The organism is Mycobacterium sp. NGS66, from assembly GCF_059812225.1.
The window spans coordinates 207784-228026 of record NZ_JCALCG010000002.1 but is presented as its reverse complement, the minus strand read 5'-3'; the positions used below and the strand labels follow the sequence as shown (position 1 = coordinate 228026).

Sequence of the window (20243 nt, the reverse complement as noted above, 5' to 3'; positions counted from 1 at the left end):
GTTAATGCTCGTCTTCCAGCTCCATTGCCTGGCTGAAATACAGCACAGTCAGGATGGAGAAGATGAAGGCCTGAATGGCACCGACGAACAGATCAAACGATTTCCAAATCGCGTTGGGCGCCCACAGGACGAATGCCGGAAAAAGGCCGATCAGGGATACCAAGATGCCGCCGGCGAAGATATTGCCAAAAAGTCGGAGGGACAACGAGATCGGCTTGGCCAGTTCTTCGACGACGTTGATCGGCGCCAGGAATACGACGTGCCCCTTCAGCAGCTTGACCGGGTGTCCAATGATGCCGCGGCGCCAGATACCCGCGGCGTGGTAGGAGAAGAATACGAAAAGGGCCAGCGCAAGTACGTAGTTGATGTCCCCCGCCGCCGGCGTCAGTAGTTCCTTTGGATGGCCGCCTTTGTCGAAGTACTGCAGCGGAAGTACCGAGAGCCAGTTGGAGATCAGAATGAACACGAAGATCGTGACCGCAAGCGGCAATACGAAACCGGCAATCCGCATGCCGATGGCCGTCTCGATCTGATCGCGCATCTGGATCGTGATGGCCTCCCAGAACAACTGCACACCACTGGGCACGCCGGTCGAGGTCACCTTGGAGCGCAGGTAGAAGGCCAGCGCGATCACGATCAGGGCGGCAATCGCGGTGGACAATATGGTGTCGGTGTTGACCGTCAAACCCAGCCACTGCGCCTTGTGGTGCTCGCCGACCTCGATCTTGGTTTCGGCCAGAAACGTCTCAATCATCGCTGGCGGTCCTCCCCTCGGTTCCGTCCGAAGTCGAGGTCGACTCTCCGGCACGCAACTTCTTCACGACCGGCAACGCGGTCGAAAACACCAGTAGTACCTGAAACAGCGCCAGGCCAAACACCACGCCCAATCCGTTAGGACGAAAAACCGCCGCGACAATCAGCCCGACGATGGTGATGACTGCCAGCCTGGCCGCCGAATTCAGCGCCATCGCCTTTTTCAGCGGGTGTTCTTGCGCCGTGATAGCCCCGACCGACCGTCGTACCAGAAGGGCGTTGAGCAAACCCAGGAGCAACCCAACGCCGAAGAAGACGCCGAGCATCAGGCGGTTGATCGAAGCGGCCCCGAGCGTCGCCGCCGCGGTGAGCACGACGCAGATGACGAACAGGCGAACCGGGCGGAAAGCAACAGCGGGAAACACCAACGGCGCGTCTTGCGCTGGTGTCGTCACTGCAGCACCTCAATCCCAGCTTGATGGAGCCGATACCACCCGACTCACCGATCGGTGGCCCGCAGAGCGTATCGCAGTCATCGCGTCGGAATCACCCAAGGGGTAGCTCCTTTGTCGGTCCTGCGTCGGCACAGTCGAATCAACGTCCGATCTGCCGGGTGACCGGCGACCAGCGAGGTTGGCTTTTCGGGGTTCTAGCTGCACCGTACCACATGGTGAAGCCCACTACTACTCCGTGTCGTAGTCCTCGTTGCGGTCATCATCGAAGTCGTCGTCCTCGTCGCGAGGGCGCAGTAGCGGGATCACCGTCGCGATGCCGGCCACCACAATCGCGCCCAGCATCACCGCCGCGGTGTGGCGAGGGTTGAAGAAGATCGTGCTGGCGGCGCCGAAGGCGACGATGCCGACCCAGAGGTAGATCAACAGCACGACGCGACGGTGCGAATGACCGATCTGCAGCAGGCGGTGGTGCAGATGCATCTTGTCGGGGCTGAACGCGCTGCGGCCCGCGCGGGTGCGGCGCACGATCGCCAACAACAAGTCGAGCATGGGCACGAACATCACCGCGACCACCAGCAGGAACGGCGACAGCAGAGCAAACACGTCGCGAGCACCGTAAGCGTTCTGCGAGATGGGTCCGGCCGCGGTCGTCGAGGCCGCGGCGAGCATCAGGCCGATCAGCATCGAACCCGAATCGCCCATGAAAATCCTGGCCCGGTGAAAGTTGTGCGGCAGGAAGCCCAGACAAGCCCCGGCCAGCACCACCGAAATCACGGCGGGCGGATAAAACAGAACGTCGCCACCGTGGTCCCGGAGCAAACCGACCGAAAAGATACAGATGGCCAGCGCCGTGATTAGTCCCAATCCGGCCGCCAAGCCGTCCAGCCCGTCGACGAAGTTCATCGCGTTGACGATCGAGACGGTCAGCGCCAGCGTGAGCAGAATCGACGAGGCCTGATCCAAGACGATGGTGCCCACGCCGCCGATCGGGATGTACAGCACGCTCCAGGCGACGCCCATGGTGACCAGCACGCTTGCCGCGGTGATCTGACCGGCGAACTTCGTCAGCGCGTCCAGTCCCCACCGGTCGTCGATCAGCCCGATGCCCATGATCACCGCGCCCGCCACCAGCACCGCGGGCATACCGGTGGAGTAGACGAAGCCGCGGGTCAGCGCCGGAAGCTGGGAAGCCAGAAAGACGGCGGCCAGCACGCCCAAAAACATCGCCAGCCCACCCATGCGTGGGGTCGGCGTGACGTGCACGTCGCGTTCCCGGGGGTAAGCGACGGCCCCCAACCGAGTGGCCAGGACCCGCACCGGCCCGGTCGCGAAGTAGGTGATGATCGCCGCGGTCAACCCGACCAGCGCAAGCTCCCGCAACGGGACACCGGCGCCGCGATCAGACAGCGCGAGCAAACCGCCGGCAAGGGTGGTCACATCGCTGGACACCTCGAGACCGTACTGCACCAACCTGAGACCTGCGCTTCGGCTATGCGCTCAAAACCGCCGGATCCATGCCTAATACCTCCGCGATCCGCTCCGTGCTCACCGGACCCGTTCGCAACACCCGGGGCGTGTCACCGGTCAGGTCGACGATCGTCGAGGCGGCCTGTTGCGCGGACGGGCCGGAGTCCAGATAGACGTCGACGAGATCGCCGAGCTGCGTGCGCGCCTGCTCGGCGTCCACGGCGGGCGCGCGACCGGAGACATTGGCGCTCGACACCGCCATCGGCCCCACCTCGCGCAGCAGCTCAATGGCGACCGGGTGCAACGGCATGCGCAGCATCACCGTGCCGCGGGCGTCGCCGAGATCCCATTGCAGCGAGGGGGCTTGGCGCACCACCAGACTCAAAGCGCCGGGCCAGAATACGCGAATCAGCTCCCGGGCGCCGTCGGGCACGGTATAGACCAGGCCCTCGATGGTGTGCCACGAACCGACCAGCACGCCAACCGGCATATCCCGCCCCCGGCCCTTTGCCGACAGCAGCGCGGCCACCGCGTCCCGGTCGAAGGCGTCAGCGGCGATGCCGTAGACGGTGTCGGTCGGCATGACGACCAGTCGCCCGGACTTGAGTGCATCGATTGCCGCCGCGATTCCGCGGGCACGCTGGTCAGTATCCGCGCAGCGGTAAACCTCGGCCAATGGCGCCACTCCTCCTCATCGCTGCGCTCTACATCGTCGCGACGCGAACTCATCTGCGCAGTTCCTCCGCGCCGTCACGAACCTGGGCCGGCCGGTCAAATCCTGCCGAGCCACGATGTCGACGAAATGCCCTGTGCCCGAGACTAATTCGACGGTTGACGACGATCTGGTGTCGTCATGCTCCACCGCCAGCAGACCACCGGGTCGTAGCCAGCGCCCGGCAAGGTCGACGACGGCGGCGATCACCGCCATCCCGTCCGGGCCGCCGAACACCGCATGCGGCGGATCATGTTGGGCTACTTCAGGTTCCAGCGCAACATCGTCCGGCACGTAGGGCGGGTTGGCCACCAGCAGATCGACCCGGCCGTCGAGTTCCGGAAGCGAGCCGGCCTCAGCGATGTCGGCGCGCACGAGTTCCACCGCCGTGCCCTCGATGTTGCGCCGCGCGTACTCGAGGGCTGCCTCGGAGTCGTCGATCCCGACCACGCGCGCCGCCGACCAGTGCTTTGCCAGTGCCACCGCGAGTGCGCCGGACCCCGTGCACAGGTCGACGATCGCCGGCCGCGACCCCAACCGCTGCGCCGTAGCCCACTCCAACAGGGCCTCGGTCTCCGGTCGCGGGATGAACACACCGGGACCGACCTGCAGTTCGACCGGGCCGAAAGCCACGGTTCCGATGATGTGCTGCAACGGAATTCGACGCGACCGCGCACTGACGACGTCATGGTAGTGGCGGAAGAATTCCTCGTCCGGCTCCTCGAGCAAGACCAGCCGGCCGCGGTCGGTGCCGGCCAGGTGAGCGGCCAGCAGTTCGGCGTCGTAACGGGCGGAGTCGATGCCCGCCTCGGCGAGGACCGCCGCGGCGGAGTCGATCGCGCGCAACAGTTGGGTCATGTCGCCTGTTGCAGCCGAGACTGCTTGTCGGCGGCGCTGAGCGCGTCGAACAGCGCATCCAAGTCTCCGTCCAGCACCTGGTCGAGATTGTGTGACTTGTAACCGATTCGGTGATCGGTGATCCGGTTCTCCGGAAAGTTATAGGTGCGAATACGTTCGCTGCGGTCCACCGTACGGATCTGGCTGGCCCGGTCCGCCGACGCGTCGGCCAGCGCCTGTTCCTCGGCCATCGCCTGCAGCCGCGCGGCCAGCACCTGCAATGCCCGGGTCTTGTTCTGCAGCTGTGATCGTTCGTTTTGACAGGTGACCACGATTCCGGTGGGCAGATGCGTGATCCGCACCGCCGAATCGGTGGTATTGACCCCCTGGCCGCCCTTTCCGGACGAACGGTAGACGTCGATACGCAGATCCGACTCGTCGATCTGGACCTCGCCGACTTCCTCCGGCTCGGGATACACCAGCACACCTGCCGCCGAAGTATGCACTCGCCCTTGGGATTCCGTCACCGGGACCCGCTGGACGCGATGCACTCCACCCTCGAACTTCATCCGCGACCAGACACCGTCGGCGCTGTCACCCTTACTCGCGATGGCCAGCGTGGCGTCCTTGTAGCCGCCCAGGTCCGACGTCGTTTCGTCCAGCACGGTCACGCTCCAGCCGTGTCGCTCGGCGTAGCGGATGTACATTCGGGCCAAGTCGGCGGCGAACAACGCGGATTCTTCGCCTCCCTCACCCGATTTGACTTCAAGAAGGATGTCGTCGGCGTCGTGCGGGTCGCGCGGCGCCAGCATGTCGGTGAGTTGGGTGTCCAGTTCGGCCACCCGGGACTCCAGCTCGGTGACTTCCTCCGCGAAGGACTCATCGTCGACGGCCAGCTCGCGCGCCGTTTCCAGGTCGTCGCGCGCAGACGCCAGCTTGCGGTAGGTGGCGACGATCGGGGCCAGCCGGGCGAACCTGCGCCCGGCCTTTCGCGCCTCTTCGGGCTTGCTGTGCAGTTCGGGATCGGCCAGCGCGCGCTCGAGGTCGGCATGCTCGGCGAGCAACACGTCGATGGTCTGAACCGGCTCCGTCATGTCTCACCTCCCTCGCGCACCATCCACTGGCAAACGCAAACCGACGCCCGGCCTGTGCAGTCCCGCACAGTTCGGGCGTCGGTGAGCCAGCTATTTGTCGGTTGCGGCAGCGTCGGCCTTGGAGCGCTTGCCGTAGCGCTTCTCGAAACGGGCCACCCGGCCGCCGCTGTCCAGAATCTTCTGCTTTCCGGTGTAAAACGGATGGCACTGCGCGCAGACTTCGACGACGATTCGGCCGCCGGGCTTGGTGCTGCGCGTCTCGAAGGTGTTGCCACATCCGCAGACCACCGTCGTCGGCTCGTAGGCCGGATGAATGTCTGATTTCATGCTGTCCTCTTCGATCGTTGGCCGCCCGTCCCCGCCGTGTGCGACCGGGCGATCGGGCTCGAACTGCTCCGGACCTGAGCTGGTCCTGGTGGTCGACCGTCGATTATGCCAGGTCAACCAACATCAGCCCAAACACACAGCTGCCCGCGCGCATTCCCGGCGAGCTACCCGCGGGTATAGGTGCTGCTTTTTCCGCTGCGGGTCCACAGCACGCCGCCGTCGGGGGTGGCGCCACGAGCGGAAAGCTCCCGCTTGAGGATCTTGTTGGTCGCCGTGGCGGGCAGGCGATCGGTGAGCCAGACCCGCCGCGGCCACGCCTTGGGTGACAGATCGGGCTGGGCGGCCAGAAACTCGCCGAACTCCTCGGGTGTCAGATCAGCGTTGTCGGTCAGCACGATTGCCGCCATCACCTGATCGCCGACGTGCTCGTCGGGCACCGCGTACACCGCGACCTGGCTGATCTGGGTCAGCCGCTGCAGGATCCGCTCGATGGGCGCCGTGGTCATGTTCTCGCCGTCGACACGCAACCAATCCCCGCTGCGTCCGGCGAAGTAGATCCAACCGTCGGCGTCCCGGTAGGCGAGATCACCCGACCAGTACATACCGTTGCGCAGTCGTGCGCTGGTGGCGTCCGGGTCGTTGTAATACCCGGAGAACAGGCCGGCGCCCGTCGTGTTGACCAGCTCCCCGATCGCCTCGTCGGCGTTGGTCAGGGCACCGTCATCGCCGAAGATGGCCGGCGGGCACTCGGCGAGCGTCTCGGGGTTGTAGATGGCTACGCCTGGCAAGCCCTTGCCTATCGACCCGGGCGGGCAGCCGTCTTCTCGGGTGATGATGATCGCGCCCTCCGTGGCCCCGAAGCCGTCCCACACCGTGCAGTCGAACCGGCGGCTGAATTCGGCGATGTCGCGCTCGCTGGCCTCGTTTCCGAAGGCGACCCGCAGTGGGTTGTCATGGTCGTCTGGTCGCTCGGGGGTGGCCAGCACGTAGGCGAGCGGCTTGCCGACATAGTTCATGTATGTGACCCCATATCGGCGCAGGTCGGGCAGCAGTCCAGACGCCGAGAATGCCGCGGGCACCATGGCCGCACCGGAGCCGACCGCCACGCTCCAGCCGGCCAGCAGCGCGTTGGAGTGAAACAGCGGCATCGACAGGTAGCAGACGTCGGAGCCGGTGATGTCGAATCGCTCGATCAGGTTCATGCCGGCAAACAGCACCGTCAGGTGGGCGATTTGCACCGCTTTCGGCTCGCCGCTTGTACCGGAGGTGAAGATCATCATGACCGCGTCGGTGGGCGTGACTTCGCGATACGGGGTCAGCGGTCCGGCGTCGGCCAGCCGGGCGGACCAAGCATCGCTGGTCACGTCGAACACCTTTACGTCTGGCAGGTGGAGACCGTCCAGCAACTCGCGGTGCACGGGATCGGTAAGCAGGATCTGGCAGTCAGCACGCGCGATGTCCCGAACTAGCGCATCGCCTCGGCGGGTGTCGTTGATTCCGCACAGCACGTATCCGCCGAGCGCGGCCGACGCCATAGCGGTCAGCATTTCCGGGGTGTTGCCGAGCAGCGTGCCGACATGCAGCGGTCGGTCCTTATCGGCGGCGCCGATCACGGTCGCCGCGGTGGCGCTGGCGTCGGCGAGATGCTCGCGCCAGGTCCAGATCCGGTCACCGTACTTAACCGCCGGCGTGTCCTGGTCTGTGCGCTCGCGAAGTAGCTGCTGCAGCGTCTCTGCCACGGCTTACGAGGCTAGTTGAAGCTAGTCGCCATCCATGGACCCTGGCGTCGTCTTGGACACCTGCACCAGGAATTCGTAGTTGTTCTTCGTCTTTCGCAGCTGCGACATCAGCAAGTCGATGGCCTGATGGGAGTCCAGACCCGACAGCACGCGGCGCAACTTGTGCACGATTGCGAATTCGTCGGGCGACAGCAACAGCTCGTCCTTGCGGGTGCCGGAAGGATTCACGTCGACCGCCGGGAACACCCGGCGCTCGGAGATCTTGCGGTCCAGCTTGAGCTCGGCGTTACCGGTGCCCTTGAACTCTTCGAAGATCACCGTGTCACCGGTGGAGCCGGTCTCGACCATCGCGGTGGCGATGATGGTCAGCGATCCGCCTTCTTCGATGTTGCGGGCGGCGCCGAGGAACCGCTTGGGCGGATAGAGCGCGGTCGAGTCGACACCACCGGACAAGATGCGGCCCGACGCCGGCGACGCGTTGTTGTAGGCCCGGCCGAGGCGGGTGATCGAGTCGAGCAGCACCACGACGTCCTTGCCCTGCTCGACGAGGCGCTTGGCGCGCTCGATCGCCAGCTCGGCGACGGAGGTGTGGTCCGACGGCGGCCGGTCGAACGTCGAGGCGATGACCTCGCCCTTGACCGAGCGCTGCATGTCGGTGACCTCCTCAGGCCGCTCGTCGACGAGCACGACCATCAGGTGGCATTCCGGGTTGTTCTTGGTGATCGCGTTGGCGATGTCCTGCAGGATCGTCGTCTTACCCGCCTTGGGCGGCGACACGATCAATGCACGCTGGCCTTTACCGATCGGCATGATCAGGTCGATGACTCGCGTGGTGAGCCGATCCGGAGTGGTTTCCAGACGCAACCGCTGGTTCGGGTACAACGGCGTCAGCTTGGAGAAATCGGGACGCTTCTTGGCGTCCTCGACCGAGCCACCGTTGACGCTGTCCAAACGCACCAGTGGGTTGAACTTCTGCCGCTGGTTGGGCTGCTCGCCATCGCGGGGAACACGAACCGCGCCGGTAACCGCGTCACCGCGGCGCAGGCCGTTCTTGCGCACCATGTTCATCGACACGTAGACGTCATGCGGACCGGCCAAGTAGCCCGACGTGCGCACGAAGGCGTAGTTGTCGAGAACATCGAGGATGCCGGCAACCGGCTGGACGACGTCGTCTTCGCGTAGTTCGGTTTCGGCACCTTCACCGGAGCGCTCGCCGCGGCGGCGGCGGTCCCGGAAGCGGCGTCCCCGCCGGCCCTGACGTCCTTCGCCGTCCTCGTCGCCGCGGGGCTGCTGTCCACCGGGGCTTTGCTGGTCGACAGCAGAGTCGCCGCCACCGTCTGATCCGCTCTCATCGGTCTTGGTGGTCGGTTGGCCGTCCTGACGCTTTTCGTCGTCGGGGGTGGCACGCTCACGATCCGGTTGGGTGGCCGTCCGGGAGGCGTCCCGGGATGTGTTGCGGCGCTCGCGGCGCGGCGCCTCGGCCGACGAATCCTTCTGTTGCTCTTGGTCCTTCTGTTGCTCTTGGGCTGCCGGACCTTCGGCGGCGGGCTCTGTGCCCGGAGTCCCAGCGGTGTCGTCGGTCGAGGGGGCCGCCGGGGCAGCGCTGGCGGAGGCGCCATTGGCCCGTCCCCTGATTTCCTGAATGGCGGCTATCAGTTCGTTCTTACGCATGCCCGACGTCCCCTTGACACCGGCCCGATTAGCCAGCGCCCGCAGTTCGGGCAGCACCATGGTGGCCAGGGAGCCGTCCGACACAGCGGTCTTGACGTCTGAAGTGTTTGAGATCACGGCGCCCGAGCGCCCGTCGCCCTCGGTGCTTTCGCCAGCCGTGATGAGGTCCGTATCAGTCACGGATTTCCTTTCTTCCCTCGCTGATCAGGTCATACGAGGGTTTCTGAACCATCGGAGCATTCAGCTAGCTAGCCGAGTGCTCCTCATCGACTCTGCAACGGTGATCGCCAGATTGGCGGTTTAAAGCGGCGAACCTCGTCCACGAGAAGAATTGGTAGTTGTCCTAGCGGTTAGGCAGTATGGATGCAGATGCAGATGCTGCGATTGCTGGACGGCTCCGAGGATAGCCCGCTTGCCAGCGGTAAGCAAGCAAACCCACCGGTAACTGTGTGTTTCAACTTGCGACCGTGACCCCCGGGCTCCAGCGAACTCCGGCGCCGACAGTCATCTTGGTGATCTGAAACCCGTTGGCGGAACCGAACTGCACCGCTGCCGCTGGCAACCGGGGTTCTGTACTCAGTGCAATAACCGCAGGTCCCGCTCCCGATAGCGTCGCTGCCACGTTATGACGCCGCAGCAGCCTCAGATATTCCGCGGAAGCCGGCATCGCATGGGCGCGTTGCGGCTGATGCAACACGTCTTCGGTGGCCGCCATCAGCAGCTCAGGCCGCTCGGTCAAAGCGAGCACCAGCAACGCGGCACGACTGAGGTTGAACCGCGCGTCTTCGTGGCTGACCTGGGCCGGAAGCAATACCCGAGTCTCCTCGGTCGACGAACGCTCCTGTGGAATCGCCAAAAAAAGCTGGATTGCGGGATGCAGTCGCAGCGGCGCCGCCGAGTAGACGGGCTCAGCGCCGCTGCGGTCGATCCACGACACCACCGCACCGCCCAGTACGGCAGCGCCGGCGTTGTCGGGATGGCCTTCGAATTCTGACGCCAATTGGATCAGCTGGGTCTCGCTTAGCGGCGTCGAATTGATTTGTGCCACAATGCCGTTCACCGCAGCCAGACCACCCACTACGGCAGCTGCCGAAGAGCCCAGCCCGCGCGAGTGCGGGATTGCGTTGCGGCAGCGCACCGAGAGGCCGGCGGCGCGCAGACCCATCTCCTGCAGTCCACGAGCGACGGCTCGCACCACCAGGTGATCGGGTCCGAACGAGACCTGGTCGGCACCCTCCCCCTCGACGTGCACGAGCAAGTCGGAATCGGTTGTCTCGACCACGATCTCGTCGCTGAGGTTCAACGCCACGCCGATGCTGTCGAAGCCCGGGCCGAGGTTGGCGCTCGATGCCGACACCACGGCGTTTCCCACCAACCCGGCAGGGAGTAGGGCCACTAGGTCAGCCCCAGTTGCTCGACGACGGCCAGCGGATCTACCGGCAGCGCGGACACGCTCGGCATGTCTCTCAGCGCCGTGTCGGGATCCTTCAGACCATTGCCGGTCACCGTACATACCACCGTCGACCCGCGCGTCACCCAACCGTCGCCGACGGCCTTGAGCAGGCCGGCGATGCTGGCGGCGGAGGCAGGCTCCACGAAGACGCCCTCAGCGCCGGCCACCAAGTGGTATGCCGCCAGGATCTCCTCGTCGGTGGCGGCCAGGAAACGCCCGTTGGACTGCTGTTGAGCCGCCACGGCCGAGGTCCACGAGGCCGGCGCGCCGATACGGATCGCGGTAGCGATGGTCTCCGGGTGGCTCACCGGTTGGCCGAGCACCAGCGGCGCCGCGCCCGCGGCCTGGGTGCCCAGCATGCGTGGCAGCTTGTCGATCACACCGTCGCGGTGGTATTCGGTGTAGCCCTTCCAGTAGGCCGTGATGTTGCCCGCGTTGCCGACCGGAAGCGCGTGCACGTCCGGTGCCCGGCCGAGCGCGTCGACGATCTCGAAAGCCGCCGTCTTCTGGCCCTCGATTCGCACCGGGTTGACCGAGTTGACCAGGGAGATCGTCGGAAAGTCGGTCGTCATCTTGCGGGCCAGCTCGAGGCAGTCGTCGAAGTTGCCGTCGATCTGGATGATCTTGGCGCCGTGCATAACCGCCTGCGCGAGCTTGCCCATGGCGATCTTGCCCTGCGGTATCAGCACCGCGCAGGTGATGCCGGCACGGGCGGCGTACGCGGCTGCCGACGCCGACGTGTTTCCGGTCGATGCACACAACACGGCCTGCTGCCCTCGCGCAACCGCGTCGGTGACCGCCATCGTCATGCCCCGGTCTTTGAAAGAACCGGTGGGGTTGAGACCCTCGACCTTGAGATGAATGGTGCAGCCGGTCTTTTCGGACAGCCGGGGCGCGGGGATCAGCGGAGTGCCCCCCTCCAGCAGGGTCACCGGCGTCCAGTCGTCACCGACCGGCAGCCGGTCTCGGTAGGCGGCGATCACGCCCGGCCAGGGTTGGTGGATCGCCGTCCGGGGGAGGCTCATTGACTGGTTCCTTCCAGTCGCAGCACGCTGGTGACACTGTTCACCACGTCCAAATCGGCTAGCGCCTCGACGGTTTCGGAGAGCGCGGCTTCGGTGGCGTGGTGGGTGACCACCACAATGCGCGCCCCGACACGTCGTCCGCCGTCGTCCACCACACCTTCCTGGCGGACCTCGGCGATGCTGACCTCGCGCTTGGCGAATTCCGCTGCCACCGAAGACAACACACCGGTCTTGTCGGCGACGTTCATGCTGACGTAGTACCGAGTTAGGATGAATCCCATTGGTGCGACGGGAAGTTGAGCGTACTTGGATTCACGCGGCGCGCGGCTGCCCAGCACCCGGTTGCGGGCGGCCATCACCAGGTCGCCAGTCACCGCCGAGGCGGTCGGCGCGCCGCCGGCGCCCTGGCCGTAAAACATAAGGCGCCCCGCGGCCTCGGCCTCGACCACCACCGCGTTAAACGCTCCGTTGACCGCGGCAAGCGGGTGCGACAACCGCACCAGCGCCGGGTAGACCCGGGCCGAAAGCCGTTGCTGGCCTTCGTCGGTGGTGATGCGCTCACAGATCGACAGCAGCTTGATGGTGCAGCCCAACGCCCGCGCCGAGACGAAGTCAGCGGGGGTGATCTTGGTGATGCCTTCGCGATACACGTCATCGGCGGTCACCCGGGTGTGGAACGCGATCGAGGCAAGGATCGCCGCCTTCGCTGCGGCGTCGTAGCCTTCGACGTCGGCGGTGGGATCGGCCTCGGCGTAACCTAGTGCGCTGGCATCGGCCAGGGCGCTTTCGTAGTCGGCGCCAGTGGTGTCCATTGCCGAGAGGATGTAGTTGGTGGTGCCGTTGACGATGCCAGCCACCCGCAGCACCGTGTCGCCGGCCAATGACTGAGTCAGCGGACGGATGACCGGGATGGCGCCTGCCACCGCCGCCTCGAAATACAAGTCGACATGGGCGTTTTCCGCGGCCTGCGCCAATTCGCCGGTGGATACTGACAGCAACGCCTTGTTCGCCGTGACGACGGACTTGCCGTGCTTCATCGCGCCGAGGATGGCTCTGCGAGCCGGCTCCAGCGGGCCCATCAACTCGACGACGATGTCGACGTCGTCGCGCGAGACAAGTTCGTCGATGTTGTCGGTCAGCAACTCGATCGGCACGCCACGGTCGGCGGCGACACGGCGAACGCCGATGCCCCGCAGCACCAACGGAGCGCCGACACGGGCGGCCAGGTCCTCGGCACTGTCCTCGATGATGCGGACGACTTCCCGGCCCACATTGCCGAATCCGAGTACTGCTACGCCGATTGGCTTTTCGTCACCCGGCACGGGTCACCTCACTTCCAGACTGAGCAGATCGTCGACCGTCTCGCGACGCAGGATAAGGCGTGACCGCCCGGAGCGCACCGCTACTACAGCGGGACGACAGATCATGTTGTAACGGCTCGACAATGAATAGCAGTATGCGCCGGTAGCGGCGACCCCGAGCAGGTCACCCGGTTGTAGATCATCGGGCACCCACGTATCGCGCACGACGATATCGCCGCTCTCGCAGTGCTTTCCGACGATTCGCGCCAACACCGCCGGCGCTTCGCTGAGTCTTGAGACCAAGCGGGCGTCGTATTGTGCGTCATACAGTGCGGTGCGGATGTTGTCGCTGATGCCGCCGTCGACACTGACGTAGCGGCGGTTCGCACTGGCGCTCACGTCGACATCCTTGACGGTGCCCACTTCATACAGCGTGATGGTGCCCGGTCCGGCGATGGCCCGGCCAGGCTCGACAACCAGCTTCGGGGCAGCCAGCCCGACGGCCGCCGATTCTTTGCTGACAATCGCACTGAGCTTGGCGGCCAGTTCGGCTATCGGTGGTGGATCGTCGTGCGGCAAATACGAAATACCCAGGCCGCCACCGAGATCGACGGTCGATAGCTGCGCGGTCTTCTCCGGACCGAACTCGGCGACCACCTCGCGCAGCAGGCCGATGACGCGATGTGCGGCGACTTCGAAGCCGGCGACATCGAAAATTTGCGAGCCGATATGGCTGTGCAGACCAACCAGCCGTAGGTGATCCGTGGCGAATACCCGGCGGACCGCAGCCATCGCGGCACCGCTGGCGACCGAGAGTCCGAATTTCTGGTCTTCGTGCGCGGTCGAGATGAATTCGTGGGTATGCGCTTCCACCCCTACGGTGAGACGTACCAGCACATCCTGCACGATGCCCGCCTCACCGGCGATGGCGTCGAGGCGCTCGATCTCGATCATGGAGTCCAAGACGACGTGACCTACTCCGGCCTTGACGGCCGCAGTCAATTCATCAACCGATTTGTTGTTGCCGTGCAGGGTAATCCGCTCTGGGGGAAAGCCTGCGTGCAGCGCAACGGCCAACTCTCCGCCGGTGCAGACGTCGAGGGATAGGCCCTCTTCGTCGATCCAGCGCGCTATTTCGCTGCAGAGGAAGGCTTTTGCGGCATAGTGCACATGGTCTCCGCCTCCGAACGCTGCCACCGTCTCTTGACAGCGTGAGCGGAAGTCGTCTTCATCGACGACGAATAACGGTGTGCCGTACTGTCTGGCCAGCTCGGTCAGCTTCACCCCGGCAATGCTGGTCACTCCGTCTTGGTCACGAATGGTGTTGCGTGGCCAAACATTCGGGGCCAACCGCAGTAGTTCGTCGACCGACTGGGGCCGTGGTGGACCACTGGCCGGACGGGTCTCTTCGGCGTGCCGGGGACCGGCGGGATGAACGTTCACATGCGCTCCGGAGCGGTGACACCGAGTATTGCCAATCCATTGGCAATCACCTGTCGGGTGGCCTGACACAACGCCAGGCGTGCGGTGTGCAGGTCGGTAGCCTGCTCGTCGCCCTGCGGTAGCACCCGGCATGAGTCGTAGAACCGGTGGTAGTCGCCGGCCAAGTCTTCCAGATAGCGGCATATCCGGTGTGGTTCCCGCAGCGAGGCAGCGGTTTTGAGGACGCGGGGAAATTCGCCGATGGTGCGCAGCAGCGTTCCCTCTTTGTCGTGGTTGAGCAGTTCCAGGTGGCCCGTGTCAGCGATCAGGCCGAGTTCGGCGGCATTGCGTGCCAGTGCGGACAACCGCGCGTGCGCGTATTGCACGTAATAGACCGGGTTTTCGTTGGATGCCGAGGACCACAGCGCCAGGTCGATGTCGATTGGGGTATCCACCGACGAGCGAATAAGGCTGTAGCGGGCCGCATCTACGCCGATGGCCTCGACCAGGTCGTCGAGCGTGATCACGGTGCCGGCCCGCTTGCTCATACGGACCGGCTGGCCGTCGCGCACCAAGTTGACCATCTGCCCGATCAGCACTTCGACAGTGGCGGGATCGTCACCGAACGCGGCCGCCGCGGCCTTGAGCCGGGCGATATACCCATGGTGGTCGGCGCCGAACATGTAGATGCACAGGTCGAAACCGCGACGCCGCTTGTCCAGGTAATAGGCGAGATCACCGGCGACATAGGCGGGCTTGCCGTCGCTCTTGATCACCACACGGTCTTTATCGTCACCAAAAGCACTGCTGCGCAACCAGGTTGCGCCGTCCTTTTCGTAGATGTTGCCGGTCTCGCGAAGCCGGGCGATGGCCTCCTGGACACGGCCGCTGGTGTGCATCGAGTCTTCATGGGTGTAGACGTCGAAGTCCGTGCCGAATTCGTGCAGCGACTCTTTGATGTGGGCGAACATCAAGTCCACTCCGATTTCGCGGAACGTTTCGCGTATCTCGGGTTCTGGCAGGGTGAGCGCGTCGGGCACCTTTTCCAAGACCTGCGCGGCGATGTCGTTGATGTAGGTGCCCGCGTAGCCGTCCGTCGGCGTGGGCTCGCCTTTGGCCGCGGCGACCAGTGAGCTGGCAAATCGGTCGATCTGGGCGCCGTGGTCGTTGAAGTAGTATTCGCGCACCACGTCGGCGCCCTGCGTCGACAGCAGCCGGCCCAGCGCATCGCCAACGGCTGCCCAGCGGGTGCCGCCGATGTGGATCGGGCCCGTCGGATTGGCCGAGACGAATTCGAGGTTGATCTTGCGTCCGGCCAGCTCAGCGGAGTGGCCGTACCTCACTCCGGCGTCGAGGACGTCGTTGACGATCTTGGCCTGCGCCGACGTCTCGAGGCGCATGTTGATGAACCCCGGCCCGGCTACTTCGGCTGAGGCGATGCCGTCCACCTGGCCCAGCGCCTCGGCAAGCCATCCGGCCAGCTCACGCGGGTTTGCCCCCACATTCTTGGCGAGCTGAAGAGCCAGATTACTGGCGTAGTCGCCGTGCTCGGGGTTGCGCGGACGCTCCACTGTGACCGTCTGCGGCAACACCGACACGTCCAGGTCATGCTCGGCCAGCACCGCGGCGGCGGTGATTCTGAGCAGCTCAGCCAGGTCGGCGGGGGTCACGAGCGTCCATCCTATTGGCTAGAGTGCTCGCGCCCCGAATCCATCGCGGTGGTCAGGTCGCCAAGCCGATGAGTTAGTCTGTTCGAGCCCATTGGCGCAGCATGGTTTGGGTGCGCCCCCGTAGCTCAGGGGATAGAGCGTCTGCCTCCGGAGCAGAAGGCCGCAGGTTCGAATCCTGCCGGGGGCACGAGCGTTTGTGCAGCTCAAACGCAGTTTTCGCCTCGGGCGCAATGGGTCGATGCCCCAGGCGTGCCCTTCCGGTTCTCACCCGCACAGTGACAGCAAACCATCCCGGCGCCTGGGCCATGCCTTGCTCGCTGCCGCGCCTCATGGAGGCCAAAATTGACTAACGTGAGCACCCACCGCTACCGCGTCGACGTCCGTCCCGACGGCCCAGACCACTACCTCCTCCGCGTACCCGAACTCGACGGCACCAACGGCGTCGACGAAGCCACCGGCCAGTGCGAGAACCTCGACAATCTCGAATACGACGCCGAGTCGCTGGTCGCCGCGATCCTCGACAGCCACCCCGACTATGTGCACGTCGACATTCGCTGGGACACCAGCAACCGCGCCGTCGAGATATGCCGCGACCGCGTGATCCGCGCAGCCGAGATCCGTCGCCAGATCGGCGAACTGTGGAGCGAGTACATCGACCGGATACCGCGCAGGTTCGCCGTCGAACCCGCCGATCAACCCGATACGTGGACCCTCGTCCTCCGCACCCTCGAACCGATGCCCACCCGGCTGTCCACCTTGTTCGGCGAATGGTTGTACGAATTGCGCGCCGCCCTCGACGGCATCCTCTACCACGTCGCTGTCCGCGACTCTGGGCAGAGCCCGCCGCCGGCCGAACGCGGGCTTATATTCCCGATCTTCGTTGATCCGGCCAAGTTCGATGACCCGAGCCACCGCGGCCGACTCCAGGCGGTGTCCGACACGACATTCGGCCTGCTGCGGCACGTGCAGCCGTTCAATGCACAGCCCGACCATCTTTCAAACGTGTTGTGGTGGCTTGACGAACTCGCTCGCATCGATCGCCATCGCTATGGCCATGCACTTGCCCCACACGTCCGCCGCGTGCGCATTGGTTTCCGGCCACCCCTCACGATGACCCGGAATTTCATGCCTCAGCCGCCCAAACCTGTGCCGGTCGACGAGTCCGAACCGCTACCGTTCATCGAATTGCAGGCCCCGTCCGGCTGGGACGTCCGCGAGGTACAGCGGCACCTTGATATCAGCGACGCGGCGGACGGCTACCTCGACGTGCCCGAGTGGGTGGCCCGGGCCTCGGCGCCGATGAGCGGGCTGGACCTCAGTAAGCGGATGCACATGTGCGAGCAACAGGTGCTATTCGGCATCGTGGAGCCGCTGGCGACTGGAGACATCAACCTCCAGCCGACTGACTGCTAACCGGCGCTTCGGTGCGATCCGGCGACGCCACCGCCGAGCTGGATCATCGGCGGCCGCCGTCGTTCCCGCTCGAGGTCGGCGACGCGGCGTTCCAGCGCGGCGCATCGCAACGCGAGCGCGGCCACCAGTCCGGCGAGCATGTCCAGCTCGGCCCGCCGGCACCGACGACGACGGCCGCTCACAGGTCGCGAAACGCGATCGGATCACCGACCGGCGGCGCCTCCACCAGCGCCCGGTGCACGTCGGCCGGCAAAACGTGCGGGGCCCAAACTTTCGATTCGTCGAAATATTCGGTACAGGCCAGCTGGCGTAAGGGCGCCGAACCAGACGGCTCAGAGATGCAATCCCAGTCGCCGTGCTGCACGTCGGGATGCCAGCCGCTCCAAGAATTTCTTCAGAACCCCGGAAGGACACCCTTCGATCCTCTTTCCAACGCATGCCGCAATCGGACGGCTGCCGGCGAAAGGAAACCACATCAAATGAAGCGCACACTGGACATACTCATCGTGCTGATTGTTGTCGTCGGGATTGCGGTCATCATCGAATTGGCGGCTAACAGACCAATTTACGAGCAGATACCGCTGGCTGCGTCGTGGCTGGTCTTGATTGCCGTGGGCGCGGTCTGCGAGATCATCGATGTCATCATCGACCGCAACGCCGAGCGCAAGCGTTCTCGCGTCTCGCAAACACAACTCAACGGCTACGTCGGCGTCAACCCCGAGACATCCGCGCCGGACGTTGCAGCCTAGGCGTTAGCCGCACTCGGCGGCGGGCCACGCCGGTCTTTGCTTACAGGGGAAGCGGCGCCGTCGATGTCGGTGTGACGGTCGGCTGGGGTGGCCTTTCCCTGCCCGGCCGATCGGTCAAGACCATGGCAAGCGCAATCAGGACGACGAGCACGATGCACGCCGCAACGATGGTCATGGTCGTGGTCACGACCGCTATCAGAACGTCGCGGCGCTTAGCCGTAGCTTCTGGTCGGGTCGGTCCGCGCGGGCCAGGTGCGGTGGGCATGTAGCGGATTCCTCGGTTTGGGACGTGCTCAACGAGCTATTAGCCGAAGTCGCTGACGGGATCTAGGTGTAAGCGCCCTCGGTAGCCGCTTCATGACTACCGAGGACTAGGCAGCGCGAGTAGTGCCGGCCCCCCACGCGACCTGATACACGGCCTACCCGGTGAGAGGTCAGCGAAACAGCGACCGGCATGCGTCTGCCGAGACGGGTGCATCGCTATCGCCGAATCAGGCGCGGCACTCAGCCGAGCCCTCCAAGCCGCGGCCCGGGTTCTAGCGGTCCGCCGTCCCGCGGTGCGCTTGAAACATGTTGTGGCACCGTAACTTCCGTCGCCGTAAGGGCTCTTCCCTTAGCCGCACCACTCGCGCACATCCTTTGGATAGCCATCAAGCGGTCCGAGGTCCTGGCAGCGCTGCCCCGGCGGGTAGTTGACGCGGGCGTTGAGCAGATCACAGGGAATGTAGACCTGCTTGCCCTTGGGAGTGTTGGTCAAGCACTGGGTCGGCGGCTGGGCATGGACCTGTGGGGGAACAATGACTGTCAGCAGTAAAGCGGTGAGCACACCCACCACCCGGCGATAAATCATGCGGACTCCTTGGATGGGGATGTGTCCTTCGCCAGTAGCTACGTCAAAGGAAATAGCTTACTTTTTGAGCCGGACTTCACAGATCCATTCAGCGTCGTAGCCGGTACCGCAGCTCACCGCTATCGGAGTCAACGACGCGCCCGTCGTCGCGAATGCGAAACAACAGCTGGGTCCTGTCGGCATCGACAATCCGGGTGTCGTCGGGAATGCGAAACACCAACCGGCGTGACCTGACATCAACGATCCGTGGACCACGTACTAGAAAGGCAGTCTTTCCAGAGCTTGCATCAATCATGCGGTGCCCGTCATAGCGCCCGTCGTTCACGTCTCCGAGCTTAAAGCGGCCTTACAGCCGACGGCCTTCGTGATCGTTCGCGGAGTCACTTTCCGCCATTTGTCGCAGTCGGTCAGCCATGCGGCGGTCTTCTTCCGCATACCGGCGATGACCAGCCGCGCGTTGGCGGTAGTCATCCCGCTCGCTGACGCTGTGACTAGCTAATTCCTCGAACGTCCGGGCGGTTCTGTCCTGGCTTTCAGCGGATCTCTCCAAGCTGTCGGCCGCGGCTCGCTGGGCTCCCCTCGCTTGGCGACGTGCTTCTTCGGCTCGTTCTTCGGCGTCGATCGCCTCTTCGGAAACGGCTGCGCTTCGGTCTGCTCCGGCATCGAAGCCTTCTGTGTCGGCCATTTGCGATGTCCTTTTCGTCCCTTCCAAGACTTGCCACGGTGGCGCAGCCGAAACACGCTCAACGGCCGGCGCGTATCGAGGTCATCAAGAATTTATTGAGAATCCGTATAGGCATCGTGCAGAGGCTTTGGCCAACGCCATCAAGCGTTGGTCGCAACAACATCAGCACAACGGAGTTTCCGATGTCTTCTCACCGTTTCACCGCTGCGTTCGCCGGCATCACTCTGGCCGGCGCCACCCTTGGCCTGACCACCCTCGGCTTTGCCGGCACCGCCAGCGCGAGCTCGGTCGACGACGCATTCCTCGCCCAGATCCAGGCTGACGGGATCACGCCGCCGAGCGCCGAGCGGGCCATCAGCGAGGCGCACAAAGTGTGCGAGTCCCTCAACCAGGGACACTCGGGTCAGCAGGTTTACCGCGAAGTGGCCGAGGCGACCGGGCTGAGCGCCAAAGGTGCCAAGGTATTCGCCGTCGACGCGGCAACCGCCTACTGCCCCCAGTACGTCAGCCAAAGCGCATAACGACTCCTATCCGGGGCGGCCCCGCACCCTCGCCTTGAGCAGCCACGCCCGAAGGCGCGGCAACATCAGGGCTTTGCCAGAAAGCGAATCTCGGTACGT

At 64.7% G+C, this 20243-nt stretch carries 22 protein-coding genes and 1 tRNA gene; 4 read left to right on the top strand and 19 right to left on the bottom strand.

Translation table 11 applies throughout. The features are described 5' to 3' along the window. Window position 1: 1 nt before the first annotated feature. The 14 genes from atpB to argS form a co-directional block, all read right to left on the bottom strand. Window positions 2-754: a F0F1 ATP synthase subunit A gene (atpB, locus tag AC5Y2L_RS05570; protein ID WP_499932687.1), complete on the bottom strand. Its 753-nt coding sequence runs from the start codon at window positions 752-754 to the stop codon at window positions 2-4. Beyond that, window positions 747-1208: an ATP synthase subunit I gene (locus AC5Y2L_RS05565; RefSeq protein WP_499932689.1), complete on the bottom strand. Its 462-nt coding sequence runs from the start codon at window positions 1206-1208 to the stop codon at window positions 747-749. The genes atpB and AC5Y2L_RS05565 overlap by 8 nt, the downstream gene beginning before the upstream one ends. A 228-nt stretch (window positions 1209-1436) precedes the next feature. Next, window positions 1437-2675, bottom strand: coding sequence for a glycosyltransferase family 4 protein (locus tag AC5Y2L_RS05560; RefSeq protein ID WP_499932691.1), 1239 nt, complete (start codon window positions 2673-2675; stop codon window positions 1437-1439). 22 nt (window positions 2676-2697) lie between these two features. Beyond that, on the bottom strand, window positions 2698-3351 hold the full coding sequence (locus AC5Y2L_RS05555) for an L-threonylcarbamoyladenylate synthase (protein WP_499932693.1): 654 nt from the start codon (window positions 3349-3351) through the stop codon (window positions 2698-2700). 15 nt (window positions 3352-3366) lie between these two features. Continuing rightward, window positions 3367-4245, bottom strand: coding sequence for a peptide chain release factor N(5)-glutamine methyltransferase (gene prmC / locus AC5Y2L_RS05550; RefSeq protein ID WP_499932695.1), 879 nt, complete (start codon window positions 4243-4245; stop codon window positions 3367-3369). Beyond that, on the bottom strand, window positions 4242-5318 hold the full coding sequence (gene prfA / locus AC5Y2L_RS05545) for a peptide chain release factor 1 (protein WP_499932696.1): 1077 nt from the start codon (window positions 5316-5318) through the stop codon (window positions 4242-4244). Before prfA ends, prmC begins: the two co-directional genes overlap by 4 nt. A gap of 90 nt (window positions 5319-5408) precedes the next feature. Then, on the bottom strand, window positions 5409-5645 hold the full coding sequence (gene rpmE, locus AC5Y2L_RS05540) for a 50S ribosomal protein L31 (RefSeq protein WP_499932698.1): 237 nt from the start codon (window positions 5643-5645) through the stop codon (window positions 5409-5411). A 164-nt stretch (window positions 5646-5809) separates the two neighbouring features. Beyond that, complete coding sequence (fadD1, locus tag AC5Y2L_RS05535) at window positions 5810-7384, bottom strand: fatty-acid--CoA ligase FadD1 (RefSeq protein ID WP_499932699.1); 1575 nt, start codon at window positions 7382-7384, stop codon at window positions 5810-5812. 21 nt (window positions 7385-7405) lie between these two features. Next, the gene (gene rho, locus AC5Y2L_RS05530; RefSeq protein ID WP_499932701.1) at window positions 7406-9235 is read right to left on the bottom strand and encodes a transcription termination factor Rho; all 1830 of its coding nucleotides are present in this window, start codon (window positions 9233-9235) and stop codon (window positions 7406-7408) included. A gap of 274 nt (window positions 9236-9509) precedes the next feature. Further along, on the bottom strand, window positions 9510-10451 hold the full coding sequence (gene thrB / locus AC5Y2L_RS05525) for a homoserine kinase (protein ID WP_499932702.1): 942 nt from the start codon (window positions 10449-10451) through the stop codon (window positions 9510-9512). Further along, complete coding sequence (gene thrC, locus AC5Y2L_RS05520) at window positions 10451-11533, bottom strand: threonine synthase (protein WP_499932704.1); 1083 nt, start codon at window positions 11531-11533, stop codon at window positions 10451-10453. The genes thrB and thrC overlap by 1 nt, the downstream gene beginning before the upstream one ends. Next, complete coding sequence (locus AC5Y2L_RS05515; protein WP_499932706.1) at window positions 11530-12855, bottom strand: homoserine dehydrogenase; 1326 nt, start codon at window positions 12853-12855, stop codon at window positions 11530-11532. The genes thrC and AC5Y2L_RS05515 overlap by 4 nt, the downstream gene beginning before the upstream one ends. 3 nt (window positions 12856-12858) lie before the next feature. Continuing rightward, window positions 12859-14277 (bottom strand): diaminopimelate decarboxylase, encoded by a 1419-nt coding sequence (gene lysA, locus AC5Y2L_RS05510; RefSeq protein WP_499932708.1) that lies wholly within the window; start codon window positions 14275-14277, stop codon window positions 12859-12861. Then, window positions 14274-15926: an arginine--tRNA ligase gene (gene argS, locus AC5Y2L_RS05505; RefSeq protein ID WP_499932710.1), complete on the bottom strand. Its 1653-nt coding sequence runs from the start codon at window positions 15924-15926 to the stop codon at window positions 14274-14276. Before argS ends, lysA begins: the two co-directional genes overlap by 4 nt. A 114-nt stretch (window positions 15927-16040) precedes the next feature. On the opposite strand from argS, the gene AC5Y2L_RS05500 reads away from it, so the two are divergent. Together AC5Y2L_RS05500 and AC5Y2L_RS05495 are read left to right on the top strand one after the other, a co-directional pair. Next, window positions 16041-16113: transfer RNA gene (locus AC5Y2L_RS05500), tRNA-Arg, on the top strand. 164 nt (window positions 16114-16277) lie between these two features. Further along, window positions 16278-17339 (top strand): hypothetical protein, encoded by a 1062-nt coding sequence (locus AC5Y2L_RS05495; protein ID WP_499932712.1) that lies wholly within the window; start codon window positions 16278-16280, stop codon window positions 17337-17339. Here the strand turns inward: AC5Y2L_RS05495 and AC5Y2L_RS05490 are convergent. Together AC5Y2L_RS05490 and AC5Y2L_RS05485 are read right to left on the bottom strand one after the other, a co-directional pair. Further along, window positions 17336-17479 carry a hypothetical protein gene (locus AC5Y2L_RS05490; RefSeq protein WP_499932714.1) on the bottom strand — a complete coding sequence of 48 codons (144 nt, stop codon included), beginning with the start codon at window positions 17477-17479 and terminating at the stop codon, window positions 17336-17338. The genes AC5Y2L_RS05495 and AC5Y2L_RS05490 overlap by 4 nt on opposite strands. Before the next feature lie 38 nt (window positions 17480-17517). Next, window positions 17518-17703 carry a hypothetical protein gene (locus tag AC5Y2L_RS05485; RefSeq protein WP_499932716.1) on the bottom strand — a complete coding sequence of 62 codons (186 nt, stop codon included), beginning with the start codon at window positions 17701-17703 and terminating at the stop codon, window positions 17518-17520. A 115-nt stretch (window positions 17704-17818) separates the two neighbouring features. On the opposite strand from AC5Y2L_RS05485, the gene AC5Y2L_RS05480 reads away from it, so the two are divergent. Beyond that, window positions 17819-18088: a hypothetical protein gene (locus tag AC5Y2L_RS05480; protein WP_499932718.1), complete on the top strand. Its 270-nt coding sequence runs from the start codon at window positions 17819-17821 to the stop codon at window positions 18086-18088. A gap of 40 nt (window positions 18089-18128) precedes the next feature. Here AC5Y2L_RS05480 and AC5Y2L_RS05475 read toward each other — a convergent pair whose 3' ends face one another. The 3 genes from AC5Y2L_RS05475 to AC5Y2L_RS05465 form a co-directional block, all read right to left on the bottom strand. Next, a complete protein-coding gene (locus AC5Y2L_RS05475; RefSeq protein WP_499932720.1) occupies window positions 18129-18275 on the bottom strand; it encodes a hypothetical protein in 147 nt (48 codons plus the stop codon). A 426-nt stretch (window positions 18276-18701) separates the two neighbouring features. Then, the gene (locus tag AC5Y2L_RS05470) at window positions 18702-18938 is read right to left on the bottom strand and encodes a hypothetical protein (RefSeq protein ID WP_499932722.1); all 237 of its coding nucleotides are present in this window, start codon (window positions 18936-18938) and stop codon (window positions 18702-18704) included. A gap of 346 nt (window positions 18939-19284) precedes the next feature. Next, window positions 19285-19623: a hypothetical protein gene (locus tag AC5Y2L_RS05465; RefSeq protein WP_499932724.1), complete on the bottom strand. Its 339-nt coding sequence runs from the start codon at window positions 19621-19623 to the stop codon at window positions 19285-19287. Between the two features lie 182 nt (window positions 19624-19805). Here AC5Y2L_RS05465 and AC5Y2L_RS05460 point away from each other — a divergent pair, with 182 nt between their 5' ends. Further along, entirely contained in the window at window positions 19806-20144 is a 339-nt protein-coding gene (locus tag AC5Y2L_RS05460) for a DUF732 domain-containing protein (protein ID WP_499932725.1), read from the top strand. Window positions 20145-20243: the final 99 nt, after the last annotated feature.

Excerpts from the sequence above, each read along its gene's own strand:
- atpB (WP_499932687.1), bottom strand. The coding sequence starts at position 754 with ATGATTGAGACGTTTCTGGCCGAAACCAAGATCGAGGTCGGCGAGCAC.
- prmC (WP_499932695.1), bottom strand. The coding sequence starts at position 4,245 with ATGACCCAACTGTTGCGCGCGATCGACTCCGCCGCGGCGGTCCTCGCC.
- prfA (WP_499932696.1), bottom strand. The coding sequence starts at position 5,318 with ATGACGGAGCCGGTTCAGACCATCGACGTGTTGCTCGCCGAGCATGCC.
- rpmE (WP_499932698.1), bottom strand. The coding sequence starts at position 5,645 with ATGAAATCAGACATTCATCCGGCCTACGAGCCGACGACGGTGGTCTGC.
- thrC (WP_499932704.1), bottom strand. The coding sequence starts at position 11,533 with ATGAGCCTCCCCCGGACGGCGATCCACCAACCCTGGCCGGGCGTGATC.
- AC5Y2L_RS05490 (WP_499932714.1), bottom strand. The coding sequence starts at position 17,479 with ATGCTCGCCGGACTGGTGGCCGCGCTCGCGTTGCGATGCGCCGCGCTG.
- AC5Y2L_RS05480 (WP_499932718.1), top strand. The coding sequence starts at position 17,819 with ATGAAGCGCACACTGGACATACTCATCGTGCTGATTGTTGTCGTCGGG.
- AC5Y2L_RS05470 (WP_499932722.1), bottom strand. The coding sequence starts at position 18,938 with ATGATTTATCGCCGGGTGGTGGGTGTGCTCACCGCTTTACTGCTGACA.
- AC5Y2L_RS05465 (WP_499932724.1), bottom strand. The coding sequence starts at position 19,623 with ATGGCCGACACAGAAGGCTTCGATGCCGGAGCAGACCGAAGCGCAGCC.
- AC5Y2L_RS05460 (WP_499932725.1), top strand. The coding sequence starts at position 19,806 with ATGTCTTCTCACCGTTTCACCGCTGCGTTCGCCGGCATCACTCTGGCC.